At 47.6% G+C, this 20,345-nt stretch carries 13 protein-coding genes; 9 read left to right on the top strand and 4 right to left on the bottom strand.

All coding sequences use genetic code 11. The features are described 5' to 3' along the window. The 7 genes from arsA (at position 1) to H8K33_RS08455 (ending at position 10,775) form a co-directional block, all read left to right on the top strand. Positions 1-1,788 (top strand): arsenical pump-driving ATPase, encoded by a 1,788-nt coding sequence (arsA, locus tag H8K33_RS08485; protein ID WP_186890596.1) that lies wholly within the window; start codon positions 1-3, stop codon positions 1,786-1,788. Between the two features lie 406 nt (positions 1,789-2,194). Continuing rightward, positions 2,195-2,938 (top strand): FadR/GntR family transcriptional regulator, encoded by a 744-nt coding sequence (locus tag H8K33_RS08480; protein WP_186890595.1) that lies wholly within the window; start codon positions 2,195-2,197, stop codon positions 2,936-2,938. Positions 2,939-3,893: 955 nt separating this feature from the next. Next, positions 3,894-4,805, top strand: coding sequence for a 5-dehydro-4-deoxyglucarate dehydratase (kdgD, locus tag H8K33_RS08475; protein ID WP_186890594.1), 912 nt, complete (start codon positions 3,894-3,896; stop codon positions 4,803-4,805). Positions 4,806-4,924: 119 nt separating this feature from the next. Then, complete coding sequence (locus H8K33_RS08470; protein WP_186890593.1) at positions 4,925-6,505, top strand: aldehyde dehydrogenase (NADP(+)); 1,581 nt, start codon at positions 4,925-4,927, stop codon at positions 6,503-6,505. Positions 6,506-6,706: 201 nt separating this feature from the next. Beyond that, positions 6,707-8,092 (top strand): MFS transporter, encoded by a 1,386-nt coding sequence (locus tag H8K33_RS08465; RefSeq protein ID WP_186890592.1) that lies wholly within the window; start codon positions 6,707-6,709, stop codon positions 8,090-8,092. Between the two features lies 1 nt (position 8,093). After that, positions 8,094-9,005, top strand: coding sequence for an SMP-30/gluconolactonase/LRE family protein (locus tag H8K33_RS08460; protein WP_186890591.1), 912 nt, complete (start codon positions 8,094-8,096; stop codon positions 9,003-9,005). A gap of 63 nt (positions 9,006-9,068) precedes the next feature. Beyond that, positions 9,069-10,775 (top strand): glycoside hydrolase family 43 protein, encoded by a 1,707-nt coding sequence (locus H8K33_RS08455; protein WP_186890590.1) that lies wholly within the window; start codon positions 9,069-9,071, stop codon positions 10,773-10,775. Here H8K33_RS08455 and H8K33_RS08450 read toward each other — a convergent pair. From H8K33_RS08450 to H8K33_RS08435, 4 genes are all read right to left on the bottom strand, one after another. Further along, positions 10,769-12,073: an MFS transporter gene (locus tag H8K33_RS08450; RefSeq protein ID WP_186890589.1), complete on the bottom strand. Its 1,305-nt coding sequence runs from the start codon at positions 12,071-12,073 to the stop codon at positions 10,769-10,771. The two genes, H8K33_RS08455 and H8K33_RS08450, sit on opposite strands and share 7 nt — an antisense overlap. Further along, complete coding sequence (locus H8K33_RS08445) at positions 12,060-13,145, bottom strand: glucokinase (protein ID WP_186890588.1); 1,086 nt, start codon at positions 13,143-13,145, stop codon at positions 12,060-12,062. The genes H8K33_RS08450 and H8K33_RS08445 overlap by 14 nt, the downstream gene beginning before the upstream one ends. 8 nt (positions 13,146-13,153) lie before the next feature. Beyond that, a complete protein-coding gene (locus H8K33_RS08440; RefSeq protein WP_186890587.1) occupies positions 13,154-14,500 on the bottom strand; it encodes a GH1 family beta-glucosidase in 1,347 nt (448 codons plus the stop codon). 256 nt (positions 14,501-14,756) lie between these two features. Then, entirely contained in the window at positions 14,757-17,204 is a 2,448-nt protein-coding gene (locus H8K33_RS08435) for a TonB-dependent receptor (protein WP_186890586.1), read from the bottom strand. A gap of 150 nt (positions 17,205-17,354) precedes the next feature. Between H8K33_RS08435 and H8K33_RS08430 the strand changes: the two genes are divergently transcribed. Together H8K33_RS08430 and H8K33_RS08425 are read left to right on the top strand one after the other, a co-directional pair. Further along, complete coding sequence (locus H8K33_RS08430; RefSeq protein ID WP_186890585.1) at positions 17,355-18,929, top strand: tryptophan halogenase family protein; 1,575 nt, start codon at positions 17,355-17,357, stop codon at positions 18,927-18,929. A gap of 317 nt (positions 18,930-19,246) precedes the next feature. After that, positions 19,247-20,296, top strand: coding sequence for a LacI family DNA-binding transcriptional regulator (locus H8K33_RS08425; protein WP_186890584.1), 1,050 nt, complete (start codon positions 19,247-19,249; stop codon positions 20,294-20,296). The last annotated feature ends 49 nt before the right edge of the window (positions 20,297-20,345 follow it).

Here is a 20,345-nt window from a genome sequence, read left to right as displayed (position 1 = left end):
GTGAAATTTCTTGAACAAACCCCTGCGTTTCTGTTTTTCACAGGCAAAGGTGGCGTGGGAAAAACCTCGCTCGCCTGTGCCACGGCAATTTATTTGGCGGATCTTGGCAAACGCGTGCTACTGGTCAGCACCGACCCTGCGTCAAATGTCGGACAAGTATTTGGTATCACAATAGGCAATCACATCACGCCTATGAGCGCAGTTGCGAATTTATCTGCTCTAGAAATTGATCCACAAGCGGCTGCGCAAATTTATCGCGACAAGATCGTCGGCCCTGTACGCGGCGTATTACCGGATGCCGTGGCTAACAGCATAGAAGAACAATTGTCTGGGGCGTGTACCACCGAGATTGCCGCCTTTGATGAATTCACAGGCCTACTCACCAATCAATCTTTGATCAGTCAATTTGATCACATCATTTTTGATACGGCACCGACCGGTCACACCATACGCATGTTGCAATTGCCCGGTGCATGGTCAGACTTTTTAGAAGAAGGCAAAGGCGATGCATCGTGCTTGGGCCCGCTAGCTGGATTAGAAAAACAACGCGAGCAATATCATGCTGCGGTACAAGCCTTAGCTGATCCGCAACGCACACGCATGGTCTTAGTTGCGCGTGCGCAAACAGCGGCTTTACGTGAAGCAGCGCGCACACACGAAGAATTAGCAGCGATTGGATTTCAACATCAATACTTAGTGATCAATGGCGTGATGCCAGAAACCGAGGCGGCACATGACAAGTTGGCAGCAGCCATCGTACAACGTGAACAAAGCACTCTAAACGCGATGCCAGCAGTGTTGGTCAATGCACCGATTGACCATGTTCCTTTGCTAGGCTTCAACTTAGTTGGCTTGCCTGCGCTGCGTGCTCTGTTGAACCCATCTTCTGCGGCAATATCGACGAGCGAAATATCAACTACGGCAAGCTGCCCAGATTTATCCAGCTTGATTGATGACTTAGCAGCCGATGGTCATGGTTTGATTATGACCATGGGTAAAGGCGGTGTTGGCAAAACCACAGTGGCAGCGGCACTCGCAGTTGAGTTGGCGCGGCGTGGTCACGCCGTGCATTTAACGACCTCCGATCCGGCAGCACATGTATTGGCGGCAATCGGTGGCGAAGTCGAAAATATGAGCGTCAGCCGTATCGATCCACAAGCCGCGACGGAAGCTTATCGCGCACAAGTGATGGCAAGTAAAGGTAAGCATCTCGATGATGCTGGTCGCGCCTTATTGGAAGAAGACTTGCGTTCACCATGTACCGAAGAGATTGCCGTGTTTCAAGCATTCTCACGCGTGATTCGCGAAGCCGGAAAAAAGTTTGTCGTGATGGATACTGCGCCAACCGGGCATACTTTGTTATTGCTGGATGCAACGGGTGCCTATCACCGCGAAATCGCACGTCAAATGGAAAGCACTGGGGTGCGTTTTAATACACCGATGATGCAACTACAAGATCCGCAACAAACCAAGATACTGATTGTCACGCTTGCAGAAACGACGCCGGTGTTGGAAGCAGCAAGCTTGCAGCATGATTTGCGACGGGCGGGGATAGAGCCTTGGGCTTGGGTTATTAACAATAGCCTCGCCTTAGCGCATCCCACATCAGCCTTATTGCAACAACGGGCGCACAATGAATTAGCACAGATTCAAGCAGTGTCGGAACAACATGCTAAGCGCTGGGCGGTGATTGTCTTGCAAGAACAAGAGCCAGTTGGGGCTGCGCGTTTACAGGCTTTGTTGAAAAATTCCATTGAAGAAACTGACAACAACACTTCTCTCTCCTAGGTTCCTTGCCTTCAAAGCAGTGGTAACGACACAAGTCGAATCGCGCCAGAACATACTCCCTTCTCCCGCAAGCGGGAGAAGGGGCGGGGATGAGGGAGCTCCAGCAAGTGAAAACAGCGTTTATCTGCTTTTGGATATTTAAATACTGAAATTGTGCTAAATCAGCATTTCTCTAGTCTGAAACGCCCTCACCCCAACCCTCTCCCGCCTGCAGGAGAGGGAGTATTCGTCATCGTACAACTAAGAGTCAATGATCGACACATTCTCTTTTTCACTACCAACAATCCCATTTCAACAGTGAGGACTTATCGGTTATCATACAAGAAATGACTAAACCTGTATCTGACAGCAATCTAATAGCAATCCGATTTGGTTTAATCTCGCCACACAAAGAATCAATTCGACTATGACCAATACAAACACCAACCCTGTCCCCATCCGCAGCAAACCTCGCAATCTTGCCAGCGCAGTAGTCGATCACCTGACCACGCGCATCAAGAGCGACGATTTGAAGGTTGGTGAAAAACTACCAACTGAATCCGAAATCATGCAAGTCTACGGTGTTAGTCGCACAGTGGTGCGTGAAGCGATTTCGCAATTAAAAGCTGCGGGCTTAGTCGAAACGCGACATGGCATTGGCACCTTCGTACTTGCACCTTCGCATCATCTAGGCCTGCAAAATTCTTCTATCGTCACGGTACGCGACGTACTCGCGGTATTGGAAATTCGCATCAGTTTAGAAACCGAAGCCGCTTGGCATGCCGCTTCACGACGCACGGATACTCAGGTTGAAGAAATGCGTTCGGTGTTGCAGCTAATGCGTACTACGGTCGAATCAGGCGCGCACTCTGTCGATGCTGATGTACGCTTTCATTTACTAATTGCGCAGGCTACTGGCAATCCCTATTTTGTTGAATTGCTTGGGCATTTGGGACACACTTTAATTCCGCGTGCGCGTTTGAATACGGCGCAACTCAATCAAGATGATCCATCTGCTTATTTGGTGCGCGTGCATCATGAGCATGAAGATATTTTCAATGCGATTTTGCGTAAAGATCCTGAAGCAGCACGGGCGGCTATGCGGACGCATTTGAGTAATAGTCGGGAGAGATTACGGTTGGCGCAGGAAGTGATTGAGGGTGGTGGTTGAGTTGCTTTGCCTCTTTCCAGTTATTAAATTCGGTTTCTACGCTGACTGCATTTCCACTAAGCGTTCATCTATTCTCATCGTTCACAGGTCGGGTGTGGCCCGACAGCCAATTACCTTTTTTGCTTCGCCAAAAAAGGTAATCCAAAAAAGGCGACCGTAGACTCGCCCCTTCGGGGTGCTTACGCTTCGCTTCAGCATAATTTGTGCATGTCAAAAAATGGGGTGTTGCGAAAACTCGCTACGCTCAAACATTCGCAACCCTGATCCCATTTTCTGCCACGCACAAATTACATCGTCTCAAACGGGGGGAGGTCAAAAACAACGTCAAAAGCAACGACCTACAACCGCTATTGGAAAACTTAATGCCGTCGGTACTGATTGTTTTGGTGTGGCTTTTGAAGTTGTTTTTGACTTTGTTTTTGACGTTCATCCACTTCTGACACTGCCAATTGTGCGAGACAGAAATGGGATAAAGAGAGTTAGATGTTTGAGCGTAGCGAGTTTCTGACTCTCCCCATTTTTGTCTTGCTCAATTGGGCACCCGAAGGGCAGTGGCAGCGTGGTCGCCTTTCTTTGCTTCCTTTCTTTGGCGAAGCAAAGAAAGGAAGTGGCTGTCGGGCCACACCCGACCTACAGACCACAAACCATTCGCGAAAATAAACATTACCCAAGAAAATTCAGCCCCAAAAAAATAGCCATCAGCTCGACTCCCTGACAATAACCCATCCCCATCCCAGCCTTCCCCTTGAAGGGGAAGGAGCGAAAAAATATCCCCTAGCCAATACCTTCACCCAAAGCCTTTCATTAAGAACAACAAACCCTTCCGTACCAATAAAATCCAAAAAAACCCTTTGCAAAAACCAATTTTAAGTTGTACGATGACGTATCACTTAAACATAAACCCATGATTTTTTCCAATTCCACCCAATTTCCTGCATTTATCACTGGAGACACTATGCACCCGCAAGAACTCAAACAAATCCTCTCGTCTGGACTCTTATCTTTCCCTATCACCGACTTCGATGAAAATGGTGACTTCCGTGCTGATACTTATGCTGAGCGTCTGGAATGGCTCGCGCCGTATGGTGCGAGTGCTTTGTTTGCTGCGGGTGGTACAGGTGAATTCTTTTCTTTGACACCCGGTGAATACAGCGATGTGATTCGTACTGCGGTGGATACTTGCCGTGGCAAAGTGCCAATTTTGGCAGGCGTTGGTGGCCCTACTCGCACTGCGATTGCCTTGGCACAGGATGCGCAGCGTTTGGGTGCACAAGGTTTGTTATTGTTGCCGCATTATCTGACCGAAGCTAGCCAAGATGGCTTGGTCGCGCATGTTGCTGAAGTCTGTAAATCGGTGAGTATTGGCGTGGTGGTTTATAACCGCGCTAACTGCCGATTGACGCCAGAGTCTCTAGAGCGTTTAGCCGCAATGTGCCCGAACTTAATTGGTTTTAAAGATGGTGTCGGCGATATCGAATTGATGGTGTCGATCTGGCGTCGCATGGGTGACCGCTTTAGCTATCTCGGTGGTCTACCTACTGCAGAAATTTACGCTGGTGCTTACAAAGCGATTGGTACACCTGTCTACTCTTCTGCCGTATTCAATTTCGTTCCGAAATTGGCAATGGATTTTTACCATGCAACGGCAGCCGATGACTTCGCAACGACGAATCGTTTAATCGATGAATTCTTCCTCCCATACCTCGACATCCGTAATCGTAAGGCTGGCTATGCAGTGAGTATCGTCAAAGCTGGTGCACGCTTAGTTGGTCACAGCGGCGGTCCAGTGCGTGCGCCGTTGACTGACCTAACAGCGGAAGAAGATGAAATGCTGTTAAAGTTAATTCGCGCGCAAGGTCCGCAATAAACGTCGAAGTCAGCGTAAAAATAAGCACGAATGATGACGATTTCCATCAAGACTGGGCGCAATCGCCCAGTTAAAATGAAATGTTCATCAACGTAAGATTACGAATCAAGGAGTAATGCATGCAAATCACAGGAAGCATGGTCATCGGCCAGGAATCCCTATTCGGTAGTGCGGGCACGATCAAAGCGATCAATCCCGCCACTAACAGCGAATTCGAACCCGCATTTGGTTTGGCGACCAAAGAGGATGTCGATCAAGCATGTCAATTGGCAGCAGCCACATTCGATAGCTATCGTGAAACCACCCCGGATCAACGAGCGACATTTTTAGAAAAAATTGCTGAAAATATTTTAGCACTGGGTAACACGCTGATCGAACGCGCGCATCAAGAAACTGGCTTGCCAGTAGCGCGTTTGGAAGGCGAACGTGGTCGCACGATGAATCAATTGCGATTGTTCGCCAAAGTTGTGCGCGATGGTGCCTATCTGTCTGCCACACTTGATTCTGCCTTGCCAGAACGCGTTCCGCCACGTCCTGATTTACGTTTGCGTAAAATTGGTTTAGGCCCAGTTGCGGTCTTTGGCGCAAGTAACTTCCCGTTAGCGTTCTCGGTTGCTGGTGGTGATACTGCGTCCGCTCTCGCAGCAGGTTGCCCGGTAGTTGTCAAAGCGCATAGCGCGCATCTAGGCACTTCCGAATTAGTTGGCAAAGCAATACAGCAAGCCGCAAATGATTGTGGCTTGGTAGGCGTGTTTTCCATGTTGATCGGTGATGGTCGTCAAATTGGCCAAAGTTTAGTCGCCCACCCTGCTATCAAAGCGGTCGGCTTCACTGGTTCTCGTCAAGGTGGTATAGCGCTGGTGCGTACTGCTGCTGCACGTGCGGAACCGATTCCTGTATATGCGGAGATGAGTAGTATCAACCCTGTTTTCTTGCTGCCCGATGCATTAAAAACCAAGGGCGCGAGCATTGCGCAAGGCTTCGCCGATTCATTGACGATGGGTGCGGGACAATTCTGTACTAACCCAGGTATGGTGATCGCGATCGATAGTCCAGAATTACAAGCCTTTATTGACACCGCCAGTATGGCCTTACAAGCAAAACCAGCTGCGACCATGTTAACGCCTGGCATACATCAAGCGTACAGCTCAGGCGTAGCGCGTCTAAATCAAGTCGATGGCGTGAACGTTCTAGCACAAGGTCAGGCCGCAACAGCACCATGCGCTGCGCAAGCAAATCTGGCGGTTTGCCAAGCAAGTGATTTCTTGAACAATCGCGCTCTGCACGATGAAATTTTTGGCCCATCTTCACTCTTGATTCGCTGCAAAGACCTGGCCGAAATGCAAGCAATTGCAGAACACATTGAAGGTCAATTGACGGCGACTGTGCACGCAACGGCGGCAGATTATGCGATTGCTAAATCCTTGTTGCCTAGCTTGGAACGTAAAGCAGGTCGTATCTTGTTCAATGGTTTCCCAACGGGCGTTGAAGTCTGTCATGCGATGGTGCATGGCGGCCCTTTCCCATCGACATCAGACAGCCGCACAACCTCAGTGGGTGCCAGCGCAATTGATCGTTTCTTACGCCCAGTTTGTTATCAAGAGTTCCCTGCTGAACTTTTGCCAACCAGCTTGCAAGATGCAAATCCGTTTGGCATTCCACGTGTGGTCAATGGTGATTTGACTGTGCCAGCCAAGTAAAGCTTGATGTAAATCTTCCTTCTCTCGATTGTGAGAGAAGGATGGTGAAAAATGTAGGGCGGGTGCAACCCGCGCCGCCCGTAGAGTGGTCACGCCTGTACGACGTTTTAACGGCGCGGGTTGCACCCGCCCTACAAATCAAAGTCTAAATCGAAATTCAATTTAACAGCAGTGCCAAAAACAATAAAACCGGAGACACCTATGTCAACACATGCACAAGTCCATGCCACAGGCATAGGCAAATACCGTTGGACCATCTGCGCACTATTGTTCTTTGCGACGACCATCAATTATTTAGATCGTCAGGTCTTGAGCTTACTCGCACCTGACTTGAGCAAAGAGTTTGGTTGGACCAATAGCGATTATGCGAACATCACCGCTGCGTTTCAATTTGTATACGCGATTTCCATGTTGTTCGCAGGTCGCTTCATCGACAAGATTGGCACAAAAAAAGCTTTTATCCTTGCAATTACTGTCTGGTCGCTCGGTGCCATCATGCATGCGTATGCGATCTTTTTTGGTGAAGCCATTAACAGTATCGCGACTGGACTAGGCCTCGCTGCGGTTCCCGTCTCGATCGCAGGCTTTATGATTTCTCGCGCCGTTTTAGCGCTAGGTGAAGCAGGTAACTTCCCGGCAGCGATCAAAGCGACTGCGGAATATTTCCCTAAAAAAGAACGTTCTTTTGCAACGGGCATTTTTAACTCTGGTGCCAATATTGGCGCGGTATTGGCACCAATCGCCGTACCGTTGATCGCTGCGGCTTGGGGTTGGCAAGCAACCTTTATTATCGTCGGTGCTGTAGGCTTCATCTGGCTCGGCGCTTGGATTGTATTTTACGATAAGCCAGAAGAACAAAAACGCTTATCGGCTGAAGAGCTCGCTTACATCAATCACGATCAATTGAAAGACGGCGTGATCGATAACAGTGACGATGGTAAGAAATTTTCATGGTTCCAATTACTCGCCTATCGTCAAACTTGGGCTTTTGCCTTTGGCAAATTTATGACGGATGGCGTGTGGTGGTTCTTCTTGTTTTGGTTGCCTAAATATTTAGCTGCACAATACGGTATGAAAACCACTGAGTTCGTTGTACCACTGGCGGTTTTATATAGTATGACGATGGTTGGCAGTATCGGTGGTGGCTGGTTGCCAACTTATTTCATTAATCGCGGTGATGCGCCTTATGATGGTCGTATGAAAGCAATGTTAATGATTGCGATTTTGCCTCTGGTCGTTTTATTGGCACAACCGCTTGGTTACTTAAGCTTCTGGGTACCAGTGATTTTGATTGGTATCGGCGCTTCAGCGCATCAAGCTTGGTCAGCGAATATTTTTACGACTGTCTCTGATATGTTCCCGAAAAAAGCAGTGGCTTCTGTAGTTGGAATTGGCGGTATGGCGGGTGGTCTAGGCGGCGTGTTGATTACAAAACTTGGTGGCTGGCTGTTTGACTACTATGGCAGCCAAGGTCAATTGCAAACCGGTTACACGATTATGTTTGCAATCTGCGCGCTTGCTTATCTGGTCGCTTGGACAGTCATGAAAACCTTAGTTCCTAAATACAAAATCATCAGTGATCTCTGATATGGTGAACTTGCAGACTCCTGAAATCACACGCGTTACGACGCCACATGCGACCATTCGCTGTGGCGTCGGTGAAAGTCCAATCTGGGTAGCCAAAGAAGCAGCTTGGTATTGGGTCGATATCACGGCAAAGACGATCTGGCGTTTAGATGCGAGTAGTGGCGTGGTATCAAGCTGGCAAACTGCCGAAATGATCGCTTGTCTGTCACCTCAAAACAATGGTGGATTTATTGCTGGAATGGAGAGCGGCATCTTTCATCTCAAGCTAGCGACCGATGGCAAAGTCCAAGCACAACATCTAGCAGCGCCAGCGACATCGGAAATGGGAATGCGTTTCAACGATGGTCGCTGTGATCGTCAGGGTCGATTCTGGAGCGGTACCATGTTGATCGATATGTCAGTGCCGCGAGCTGCTGGGCATCTCTATCGCTATACCAGAGAGCAAGGCATCTCAGCACCCTTCATCTCGAATTTATTTGTCCAAAATGGCCTCGCGTGGTCACCAGATGGTCGTACCATGTACCTTTCTGATTCCCATCCAAATAGCCAACTGATCTGGGCATTTGATTATGATACAGATAGCGGCACGCCCCACAATCAACGCCTCTTTGTTGACATGAAAACGATGGATGGTCGTCCCGATGGTGCTGCCATCGACACCGATGGATGTTATTGGATTTGTGCCAATGACGCCGGATTGATTTTGCGCTTCACCCCAGAAGGAAAACTCGATCGACAAATCGCGGTGCCAATGAAAAAACCAACCATGTGCTGTTTTGGTGGTGACAAACTGGATACCTTGATGGTTGCATCCATCGCAGCAGGCCAAGCGGCGGATGACGAATGGGCTGGTGCGACTATCCTGCTCAATCCGGGTGTCCAAGGTTACGCCGAGACAGCGTTCGTCGGATAAGCCTACCCTGCCGTCAGTCATAACAAAATTCGTCAACACAAAACACCTTAACAAAGGAATTCCATGATCTGCTTGGGAAGAGCACTCTGCTGCTTGTCGTCGTCGATCTTATTACTTGCTTTGCCAGTGCATGCACAGAATAAAAATCAACACGACACAAAACAAGTCTGGGAACCTGATCTCGGCAATGGCCGCTATCGCAATCCGATTATTCATGCAGATTATTCTGATCCCGATGTGATTCGCGTCGGCAAACAGTACTACATGATTGCTTCGAGCTTCAACAGCGCACCGGGTCTTCCATTGTTGCAATCGAGCGATATGATTCACTGGAATCTGGTCGGACACGCCTTGCAGAATCTGGTACCCAATGAGACATTTTCTACGCCGCAACATGGTAAAGGCGTATGGGCGCCGAGCTTACGTTTTCATGATGACAAATTTTGGATCTTTTACCCAGATCCTGACTTCGGCATTTATGTCATGACCGCAAAGAACTTTGCTGGACCGTGGACTACCCCGCATTTACTCGTTGCGGGTAAAGGCTTAATCGATCCGACACCGCTTTGGGACGATGATGGCAAAGCTTGGCTATTGCATGCTTGGGCGAAAAGCCGCGCGGGATTTAATAATCAACTCACGCTGCGCGCTATGGCAGCGGATGCCAGCAAACTCCTCGATGACAAAGGCACGCTCGTTGTCGACGGCAATCTTCTACCTGGCTATAAAACCTTAGAAGGTCCAAAGTTTTATAAACGCAAGGGCTGGTACTACATTTTTGCGCCAGCGGGTGGTGTTGAATTTGGTTGGCAATCGGTATTCCGTTCTAAACATATTCTTGGTCCTTACGAAGACAAAATCGTTTTGGCCCAAGGCGATAGCAAGATCAATGGTCCGCATCAAGGTGCATGGGTCACCGCAGAAGATGGACGGGATTGGTTTTATCACTTTCAAGATAAACGTGCCTATGGCCGCATCGTGCATTTGCAGCCCATGCGATGGGAAAATGATTGGCCTGTAATGGGTCAGATGAACTCAACAACGGGTATCGGCGAACCTGTCATGGAATGGGAAAAACCTATCCGCAACAAGCAATTTAGTCAGTTAGTTAACCCACCAACATCCGATGATTTTTCTGCGCAAAAATTAGGTTTTCAATGGCAATGGAATGCCAACTGGAAAAGCGATTGGTATTCACTCACGGCACATAAAAAACATCTACGCTTGTATCCACAGGCATTGGCAGAATCTGCATCTTTAATCGATTACCCAGCAATTCTTCTCCAAAAATTACCTGCATCTGAATTTAGCGCAAGCGTCAAATTGAGATTCAATTCGACTAATGATGGTGAGCGTGCTGGACTGGTGTTATATGGTTTACATTATGCTTGGATCGGGATACAAAGACATCAAGATCATTACTTACTTCAGTACGTTACTTGCAGCAGCATCAATTTGACTACTCGTTGTAATGAAGAAGTCGTGCGAACCACGCGCATCAATCATGCCAAAGTCCAGCTAAAAATGGAAATGAAAGCAGGCGGTCTCGCGCAGTTTTACTATAGCGAGCAAGGGAAGGAATTTATCCCCTTTGGCACAGAATTTAATGCTGTACAAGGTCGTTGGGTAGGAGCAAAAATTGGCTTATTCAGTAGCGCTTCGACTAAAGCAGACATGGACAAACTGAATACAACGAAACAACAAGCAAAGTCGACAACATCATTTGCCGACTTTGCTGACTTTCAGATAAAAGCGAAAACAAATCACTGAGCACGTTGGTCCGATACGTGAAATGGCGCATACCAACATGCGATAAACGAAGGAATCGTCGCCAACATCACTAACACAAAATAACTGACATAACCGAGATACTCTTGCAGATGTCCGCTCAACACACCGGTCAACAAACCACACAGCCCCATCAAACCAGTACCGTAGGCATAATGTGTGGTGGTGTATTTTCCTGGCGCAAGCTCTTGCATCAGATAAATCATAAAACCAACTGAGCCAAAGCCAAAGAAGAATTTCTCAACGATCACGCCCGCACCTATCCAATAGAGATTTTCTGGCAGATAAATACTCATGATCAGAAAAGTGATGTTTGGAATATTCACCGCGCAGCAAAGCCAAAATAAAGTGGACTTCAATCCACGTCGGGCAACTAACCAGCCACCCAACAGTGACCCAAGCAAGACTGCGGCGAGGCCATAGGTACCGTAGATAATTCCTAGCAGCTCATTCGACAATCCCAAGCCCCCTTTACTAGCAGGATCCACCATGAAAAAGGGGCCGATTTTTTCGAGGAAGCCGATACTCAAGCGAAATAAAAACGCAAATGCGATCATGCGCCAGACATCGCGTTTCTCAAAGAAACTACGGAAAGAATCCACAATGATGCCCACGGTCGCGCTGACACTATCAGGCGTATTGCTCGCCCGTTCACCATCAGGCATAACACGCCAATGCCACACTGCCATTAACAAAGTTAAGCCGGCTACTAATAGAAAAATAACTCGCCAAGACTCCATCCATTCAGGACCAAAGCTAGTGCTACTATGCTGAAAAACTTCGGTATGTAGTCGCCCGCTGAGATACACCAATCCACCCGCGGCAACGATAGGGCCGATGTTCCAACTCAAGCTTTGAATCCCGCAATACAAAGACTGACTGCGGGTATCAAGCGATGTGACGTAGACACCATCGCATGCAATATCCTGGGTGGCACCAACGAATGACAGTATCCAAAAAAGAGGGATTAGTATCACCATATAATCTGGCAAAGCCATCGCCAAGGCGACACCAGCAAAGCCCAAACCAATCAACACTTGCGCGCACAAAACAAAAAACTTTTTTGTCTTATACATTTCAACAAAAGGCGCAAATAAAGGCTTAATCGTATAGGCCAGAATAAACATACTTGAATACTGTGCTGCCCTGCCATTATCCATCCCCAAATTCTTGAACATAATGGCGCTGACATTGGTCAACATCATGAAACCCAAGGCCATCGTAAAATAGCCGGTGGGTACCCACAGCAAAGGTGATCGTGCGGTATTAAGTTGCAGCATAATCTTTGTCCCGATTTTGTAAGTTTTCGTTTTGGCGTAGAATTTTTCTGGAGCCTATTTCATTCGGATGCGAACCCCATTGTGCGTTTTTTTCGGCTTGTTGCAAATGCTGTGCCAACAACACAGAAGCCCCCGTGAATGCGGGTTGCTGTGCAGTGATGACATAGGTAGGAATCTGCGCCGTAAAATCTGAAAAACGTCCTTTCTTTTCGAAACGTTCACGAAACGAGGAGCGCGCAAAAAAACTACCTAAACGCGGCACCACGCCACCGCCGATATAAATTCCGCCTTGGGTAAATAATGTGACGGCCAGATTCGCTGCGAAGGTACCGAGCATACCGCAAAAACAATCGAGCGTCTCCAGACAAACTGCATCACCTTGCAAACCCTGCGCAACTATCATTTCCGTCGTTAAAGTATGGTCTATCACCCGCCCAGCGGATGCTGCCAACGCGGCATGGATTAAGGTGATGCCGGGCCCTGAAGCAAGCCGCTCAGTCGACACATGTTGATACTGCTCCCAACAATAACGCAACACCGCGATCTCACGTTCATCACTGGGCGAAAATGCCACATGCCCACCTTCACTTTGCAACGACTTCCAAGCACCTTGATCTGCTACCAAGACACCCACACCCAAGCCTGTCCCTGCACCCAAGATACCGATCACGCTATCCTTGCGTGCGTAACCGCCACCAATCTTGCGTAACTCATTCACTTTCAAACTAGGCACCGCCATTGCCAAAGCAGAAAAATCATTCACCATGAGCAAAGTCGTTAATCCTAAAGTTTGCTTGGCTGCGCTTACAGAAAAAGCCCAATGATGATTCGTCATCTTAATGGCATCTTGTCCTACCGGATTGGCAATCGCAATCACCGCATGCCGCACAGTTAAGTCGGCATGATGTTCCAAGTAATGCATTGCCGCATCTTCGAAACGTGGAAAATCAAGCGTCGCCAAAGTCTGAATACGACAGATCGCACCCGATGCTAACTCAAGTGCAAAACGGGCATTCGTACCACCGATATCAGCCAATAATTTGGCTTCATGAAATTGTGCAGATTCTTGCATACCAACTCCTAGCGCAATATGAACTCAGACATCGTTGCGACACGCTGGCGTGACACATAGTCGCGATACCAAACCGCGCTGTCTTTTAATCGACGTGTTTGCGTCGCATAGTCGACATGCACAATACCGAAGCGTTTTGCATAACCTGAATTCCACTCAAAATTGTCGAGCAAACTCCATAAAAAATAGCCACGCACATTGACACCCGCTTCTATCGCCTGTGACAAAGCATCAAGATGCATCTTGATATAGTTAATCCGATCCGTATCAGGAATTTTTTCATCTTCTAACTGATCTGCACTCGCCATACCATTTTCAGTGATGTAGATCGGCGGCAGAATGTACTCTGCTTGCAGGGCCATCAATAATTCAGTTAAACCTTGTGGATAGATTTCCCATCCCATGTCAGTCACCCCTTGCAAAGCGGGTGCAGGTAGCGGTGGATTCGCGGCAGAACACCAAGCGCGGAAATAATAATTCACTCCCAGAAAATCGATCGTCTGATGAATCACATCCATATCGCCAGCATGGATCACTGGCGCATTCTCTCCGTGTGCACGCAGTGCGAGTTCAGGATAGTGTCCTTTAAAGATTGGATCCATAAACCATTGAACAGAACGCGCATATTCAAGTTCAGCCATCGCGCGATCCGCTTCGCTGTCTGTCGCAGCATCAGCGGTCCATTGGTTCAATACAATGCCGAGCTTCGCACTAGCGCCTACTGCACGCATCGCTGACATGGCTAATCCGTGCGAAAGCAAGAGATGGTGCGATACTTGAATCGCACTTTTCTCATCAGCGATACCTGGTGCGAACTGGGCATTTCCGTGTCCCAAATTAGCCGTGCACCAAGGCTCGTTATGCGTCGCAATTGTCGCGACGCGATTGCCAAATCGACGTGCGACCTCTTCTGCATAATCAGCAAAGCGATAAGCTGTATCGCGAGATAACCAGCCACCCGCATCTTGCAAAGCTTGCGGCAAATCCCAGTGATAAAGTGTCAGATGCGCTGCGATATTTTTTTTTGCCAAGGCATCTAACAAACGATCATAAAAATCAAACCCTGCCTCATTCCACGCACCATGTCCCAATGGCTGAACCCGTGGCCATGCCATCGAAAAACGATAGGTATCTAAATTTAAGGACGCGATGATATCGACATCTTCCTGATAGCGATGGTAGTGTTCACAAGCGATCAAGCCGTTACTGTGATCTTTAATATTATTAGGGTTTTCGCAAAAACGATCCCAAATTGATGGCCCCTTACCATCTTCGTATGCGGCACCTTCGATTTGAAAAGCGCTGGTGGCGACACCCCATTGAAAGTCGGCAGGAAAGTGCGATGTGTGCGTCATAGTAATCCATAAATCCAAGTACAGACGTAGGAAATCCCACACAGGCAAGAGATACACGAAAGTTGAGAAGCGAGCCGCCAAATGATTAGCTAGGCTCCACCTCATTTGTCTGGTGTTCTACAAATCTGTGAAAATGATCAAGTACGTCAATGATAAAAATTCAGAATAGGCATCAACCGTTTGCGAGAACCGCTGATGCCCTTGAACCGATAGTGTTAAGACTGAAATAATTTAAAAAGTAACTACCTACATCCCTTTAGAAATTAAATCCTGCATTCACCCCAACTGTGCGCGGAGGCAAATATTGTGCAACCCAAATCCCACCGGTGTTGCCGTTCTGTGCGCTGGTTTTGACGTTCGCATTCGTTGCATTGCGAACGAAAAAGTCCATATAGAACTTGTCACCTTCGTAGCGCAAACCTAAATCGGTACGGGAATACGATTTTTGTTTGTCTGGCGCACCGAAGTAATCACTGAACACGCTCAAATTACTTTCGGTTTCATAATGCACACTGACACGCGGTGTCAAAGTGCCTTGGCTCAAATGGAAAGTGTGCTGATATTGAATTTGCATTTGAATTTTAGGCGTATGTGCCATCGTCACACCGGTGACATCCACGCAGTTCGAAACCGTTTTATCCGCTTCACAAGTGGGAATAACATAGTCATTCGATCCGGCTAATAATTTGCCGAGCTTGGCTTTTGGGGTATAGGCTAAGGACAATTGAATTCGGTCGTCTTTGCTTAACTTGGCAGCGATTTCCGTTTCAAAGCCTGCAATTTTTGCGCCTTCCGCACTGGTGGTTGCCAATGTGCGACTTCCATCAGGATTGGTCACTGGTGCAGAAAATTGATAATCTTTGAAGTTCTCGTAGAAGATCGCATTGCTGATTTTCACTGCACCATCCATCAAGGTGTGTTTGGTACCGAACTCATAGTTGGTTAGTGTTTCAGGTGCATACGTGCGACCACCATCTTGCAGACCTCCTGATTTATAACCCGTTGAAATACTCGCATAGAACATATTGTTCTTATCGAGATCATAGCTAAGCCGCGCCAGACCAGTGAGCTTGCTACCGGAGTATTTACCATCATTTAAGCCAGGACTTCCAAAACCGGAATTCGGTTCCCACGGATTCACATTCTGATTCACAGGAATTTGCGCCACGGTATCTGGCGTTGCTGGGTAGTTGGCCCAACCATAGCCACGTCCACCAATATTGGCACGATCATCTTTGGTATAACGCGCACCACCAGTCAAATGCAATTCTTCAGTAACATTCCAAGTCGCTTGACCGAAAATCGCTTTCGAGGCCACTGTTTCTTTCGGTTGAATGAAAGAACCTTGCCATCCGACCGTACCTTGTTGGGTACCGTTCATGATCGGCAAATCAAAACGGATGTTGTTATCCTCCGCCGCATAGTAAAGTCCGAGCAACCAGTCGACTTCTTTCTTACCAGTTGATTGCACTTCAAGCTCATGGCTATAGTTTTTATAGTTAGACGAATTCGTGTTGTGCTGACGATGACTACCACCCGTAGTAAAACTCGTCGGTACGACCACGCCCGCATCACCATCAAAAGTTTGAGAACCACTGAATTTCGCATAACCTGCAATATACGCGAGCGAAACATCATCACTTAATGCCGTTTCAAAGCGACTACGAATCGCATCAGAATCACGTTGAATATTGGGTGCGGTATCGATTAGAGCCGACCACATTTTCTGTCCTGCACGCGGTGTTTGCATCAGATTCATATGCGGCGCGCCACGATCAGCAAACTTCTCATAGGACAAATCCCACTTGCTTGTCGAAGTTGGTTTCCACAACATCGAAAGACGCGCAGCAGTTTGACTCTGCGCACCGTATTTTTTTCCACCTGTCACAAATAGCGCCGTATTGATTGGCTGAAAATCAGACAGCTTTCCACCACCGGCAAGAAAAGCGGCGCGTTGGCTACTTAAAGGAATGGTTGGCATCGTTTGATAATCAACATAGCCATCATGTTGTTCATTCACGAAAGCAAAGCGCAATGCCATCGTGTCACTCACAGGTACGTTAAATGCGCCACGCATGCCCAAGCGCTTGTAGCTACCAACACCCAGCTCAGCACTACCAAAGGATTTACCAATCACTGGTTTGGTGGTTTGCATATTCACTGCACCAACCGTGGCATTGCGTCCCCACAATGTGCCTTGCGGACCGCGCAAAATTTCAATGGCCTCAAGATCAAATAACAAAGCAGTAGCACCTTCTGGTCGTGGCGAATAAATGCCATCAACAAACGAGGCAACTTCAGGATCGGCATATTCGGTCTTGGCGCTATCGTTACCAACACCACGCATCGTCATCGTCATGACGCCATGATCACCCTGTGCTGTCGCAGAGAAACCAGGCACCAAATTGACGATGTCTTGCAAGGTTTGAACGTGATTGTCTTCTAATGCTGCTGAATTTAAAGCGGTAATCGCAACTGGGGTACGTTGCAGTGAAGTAGTGCGCTTGGTGCCGGTGACCAATACTTCGATAATTTTTTCGGAATTATTTGCGGCTGCGGCAGATTGTGCCGAAGTCGTCTTGGTGCTGTCGGCGGTAGCCGCAGTCTGTGCATTCGCGACATTCGCTCCTGCTATCAGTGCCAACACAGCGAATTGTATCGGGGTGCTGGTTCGTTGCTTTGTTTTTAATGCGATGGTTTTCATCTTGTCTCCATTAGGATTTATTTGTTTACGCGGTTTTAACATCTAAACTGGTCGTGAAAACGATTTCATGATACATTTCGCTTAAAAATAATGTCAACAAGAATTTCAAGTGGTACTAAAAATCCCGACAAAACCCTTAGGAGACTTCATATGCAAAAAAGCACTCATATTCTGATTGTTGGTGGCGGCACAGCTGGCTGGTTAAGTGCTGCTTTTTTAGCGAAAACACTGTTAACTTCTGACAACAACAGCATAAAAATCAGCCTGATTGAATCTCCAGAAATTGGCATCATCGGTGTTGGCGAAGGCAGCTTCCCTTCCATTCGCGGCACTTTGGCAGCAATTGGTATCAGCGAAGCGCGATTTATCCGCGAGTGCAATGCAACATTTAAGCAAGGCATACAATTTTGTGACTGGGTTCATACGCCAACAGAGCCAGCCTCGACCACAAAGAATCACTATTTCCATCCGTTTAGCCAACCAAGTCAACGTGCTGGTAGCCCAGAATTGCTGCCCTACTGGTTGCATGGACTAGCTGGAAAAGATCGTGCATTTGCAGATGCAGTCACGATGCAAAAATATTTAGCGGATTGCGGGCGCGCCCCGAAACGAAGTTCGGACAAAGATTTTTTGGGTCCAATGAATTATGCCTACCACTTCGATGCAGCACGCTTCGCCACCCTGCTCGCAGAGCATGCACGCAGTTTGGGTGTTCATCATTTACTCGGCAATGTTGATGCGGTTGAATTAGCGGAAAGCGGCGCGATCGCCTCCATACACAGCAAAGAACATGGCAAACTCAATGCAGATTTATACATCGACTGCACCGGTTTTCGGGCGCGATTAATCGGCGAAGCCTTAGGGTCAAGCTTCCACAGTGTGAGCGATACCTTGTTTGTTGATCGTGCTTTAGCAATTCAAGTTCCCTATCCGCAAGCGGATAGCCCAATTCCTTCCTACACAATTTCTACCGCGCAGGAAGCAGGTTGGATTTGGGATATCGGGCTGCAACAAAGGCGTGGTATAGGTTATGTGTACTCGAGCAGACACAGCGATGCGGCACAGGCGGAACAAGTTCTACGTCGCTATGTCGGTCGTAGCATGGATCATTTACAAGCACGTTCACTGCAACTGGAACTTGGCTATCGCCCCATACAATGGATACATAATTGCGTGGCGATTGGGCTCTCCGGTGGTTTTCTGGAACCACTCGAATCCTCAGGAATTGGCTTGATCGAAACCGCTGCCTACTTGGTGAGCTATCTGTTTCCTTACAATGGTGAGTTTGCGCCAGTTGCTAAAACCTTTAATCATCTGATGTCACAACGGTATGAGCGGATTGTTGATTTTATTAAGCTCCATTACTGCTTAAGCCAACGAACCGATACGGCTTTTTGGCGCGACAATACGGCGGCGGAATCCATTCCAGCATCATTACGCGACAAGCTCAACATGTGGCAAGGTCGCCCACCTTCACGTCTAGATTTCATTACGGATCTGGAAATGTATCCACCCTCAAGTTGGCAATATGTGCTGTATGGCATGGAATTCGCCACTCAACTTCCTACCAATTTAATCCGCAAAGACGAATTAGCTGCAGCGCAAGAAGCGTTTCAAAATATTGCGACAATGCGAGAATTCGCAGCCAAGGACTTACCTGATCATCGCCAATTAATTGACTTCTACTGCGCCCAAGCCAGATCAACGACACCTTTAGTCAACTAATGATGAAAACGCTGTCAAAGCAAAGCTAACACGAACCGCAATGCAGTCAATGTAAAGAAAAATCAATCAAATACAGATTAAATATATTTAAAATACGATATCTTCTTTTATTAATGAAAAATCTGATATTTCTGGATAAGCACAAAAACCATAAGAAATCATGCCAGTTAAATAAGTTACTGACCATTTTGTGCTATTCTTCGGAAAAATTGGCTTGAAACCCTTTTCATAAATAAAAAAACAAGAATGACACAGCATCGTAGTAAATCGATGCAGTGAATCGCCAACCTTATTCATCCGGCAAGATGTCGAATTTCATGAATCAACTGAATCATTCAAGCACCAGCGATAACACTGACGCACCAACTACACTAATCGAGGTTGCGCGCACCGCTGGAGTATCACCAAGTACCGTGTCGCGCATTTTGAACGGCACAGCCAAAGTATCCGAAGAAAAACGTCAAGCCGTCATGGATGCGATTGCGAAAACCAACTTCGCGCCAAACCAAATGGCGCAAGGTTTAAAAAAGGGCAAATCGATGACGATAGGGATCGTCGTTCAAGATATTTCCAGCCCCTTTTTTGATGAGACTTTGCATGGCGTAGATGATGCGCTCAAAGGAACAGGTTATGCATCGGTGATTGTCAGTGGGCACTGGAATGCAGCAGAAGAAATTGAAAGAATACGACTGCTACTGGCGAGAAAAGTTGATGGAATTATTCTGTTATCAGGTCGCATCACGGACGAATCAGTTCTACAATTCTCACAGCATCGACCGATTGTTTCAACAGGACGTGCGATTCATACAGACAAAGCGCTAGGCTTTAAACTCGACAATGAATACGGCGCTTGGTTGGCGGTTCGTCACTTAATCGAACTGGGTCATCGTCGCATCGCATTTATCACTGGCCCAGAGAATAACTGCGACGCGGCAGAACGTTTAACTGGTTACACACGCGCGCTACGCGAAGCATCTATTCCGTTTGATGACAAATTAGTGGTCGAGGGTGATTTCCACGAAAGTAGCGGCATGCGCGCGGTGAATCATTTGTTCGAGAGCCAACAACAATTCACTGCCATCTGTGCAGCTAACGACTTGAGTGCTTATGGCGCACGTCTCAGTCTCTATCGCAAAGGCATCCGCGTTCCTGAAGATATTTCCTTAGTAGGATTCGATGATTTACCTGGTTCATCCTACACCACACCACCGCTAACAACGGTCAAACAACCACTATACGAAATTGGTCGCATCGCCACCAAAGCTCTGCTCAGCATCATTCATGGAGAAATCGTGGAATCGCAGATTCCACCGTTAGAATTGGTTGTTCGAGAAACCACCCGGCGCGTGCGGCAAGAAAAGTTCTAAGCCTATTTGATGTGCGACGAAATGGTCGACAAGCAACTGAAAACTGCGC

This window comes from Affinundibacterium amnicola (assembly GCF_014284275.1).
Lineage (GTDB): Bacteria > Pseudomonadota > Gammaproteobacteria > Burkholderiales > Burkholderiaceae_D > Undibacterium > Undibacterium amnicola.
Note: the sequence above shows the minus strand (reverse complement) of the source record. Positions and strands in the feature narration are given on the sequence as shown.

Excerpts from the sequence above, each read along its gene's own strand:
- H8K33_RS08480 (WP_186890595.1), top strand. The coding sequence starts at position 2,195 with ATGACCAATACAAACACCAACCCTGTCCCCATCCGCAGCAAACCTCGC.
- kdgD (WP_186890594.1), top strand. The coding sequence starts at position 3,894 with ATGCACCCGCAAGAACTCAAACAAATCCTCTCGTCTGGACTCTTATCT.
- H8K33_RS08470 (WP_186890593.1), top strand. The coding sequence starts at position 4,925 with ATGCAAATCACAGGAAGCATGGTCATCGGCCAGGAATCCCTATTCGGT.
- H8K33_RS08465 (WP_186890592.1), top strand. The coding sequence starts at position 6,707 with ATGTCAACACATGCACAAGTCCATGCCACAGGCATAGGCAAATACCGT.
- H8K33_RS08460 (WP_186890591.1), top strand. The coding sequence starts at position 8,094 with ATGGTGAACTTGCAGACTCCTGAAATCACACGCGTTACGACGCCACAT.
- H8K33_RS08455 (WP_186890590.1), top strand. The coding sequence starts at position 9,069 with ATGATCTGCTTGGGAAGAGCACTCTGCTGCTTGTCGTCGTCGATCTTA.
- H8K33_RS08450 (WP_186890589.1), bottom strand. The coding sequence starts at position 12,073 with ATGCTGCAACTTAATACCGCACGATCACCTTTGCTGTGGGTACCCACC.
- H8K33_RS08445 (WP_186890588.1), bottom strand. The coding sequence starts at position 13,145 with ATGCAAGAATCTGCACAATTTCATGAAGCCAAATTATTGGCTGATATC.
- H8K33_RS08440 (WP_186890587.1), bottom strand. The coding sequence starts at position 14,500 with ATGACGCACACATCGCACTTTCCTGCCGACTTTCAATGGGGTGTCGCC.
- H8K33_RS08435 (WP_186890586.1), bottom strand. The coding sequence starts at position 17,204 with ATGAAAACCATCGCATTAAAAACAAAGCAACGAACCAGCACCCCGATA.
- H8K33_RS08430 (WP_186890585.1), top strand. The coding sequence starts at position 17,355 with ATGCAAAAAAGCACTCATATTCTGATTGTTGGTGGCGGCACAGCTGGC.
- H8K33_RS08425 (WP_186890584.1), top strand. The coding sequence starts at position 19,247 with ATGAATCAACTGAATCATTCAAGCACCAGCGATAACACTGACGCACCA.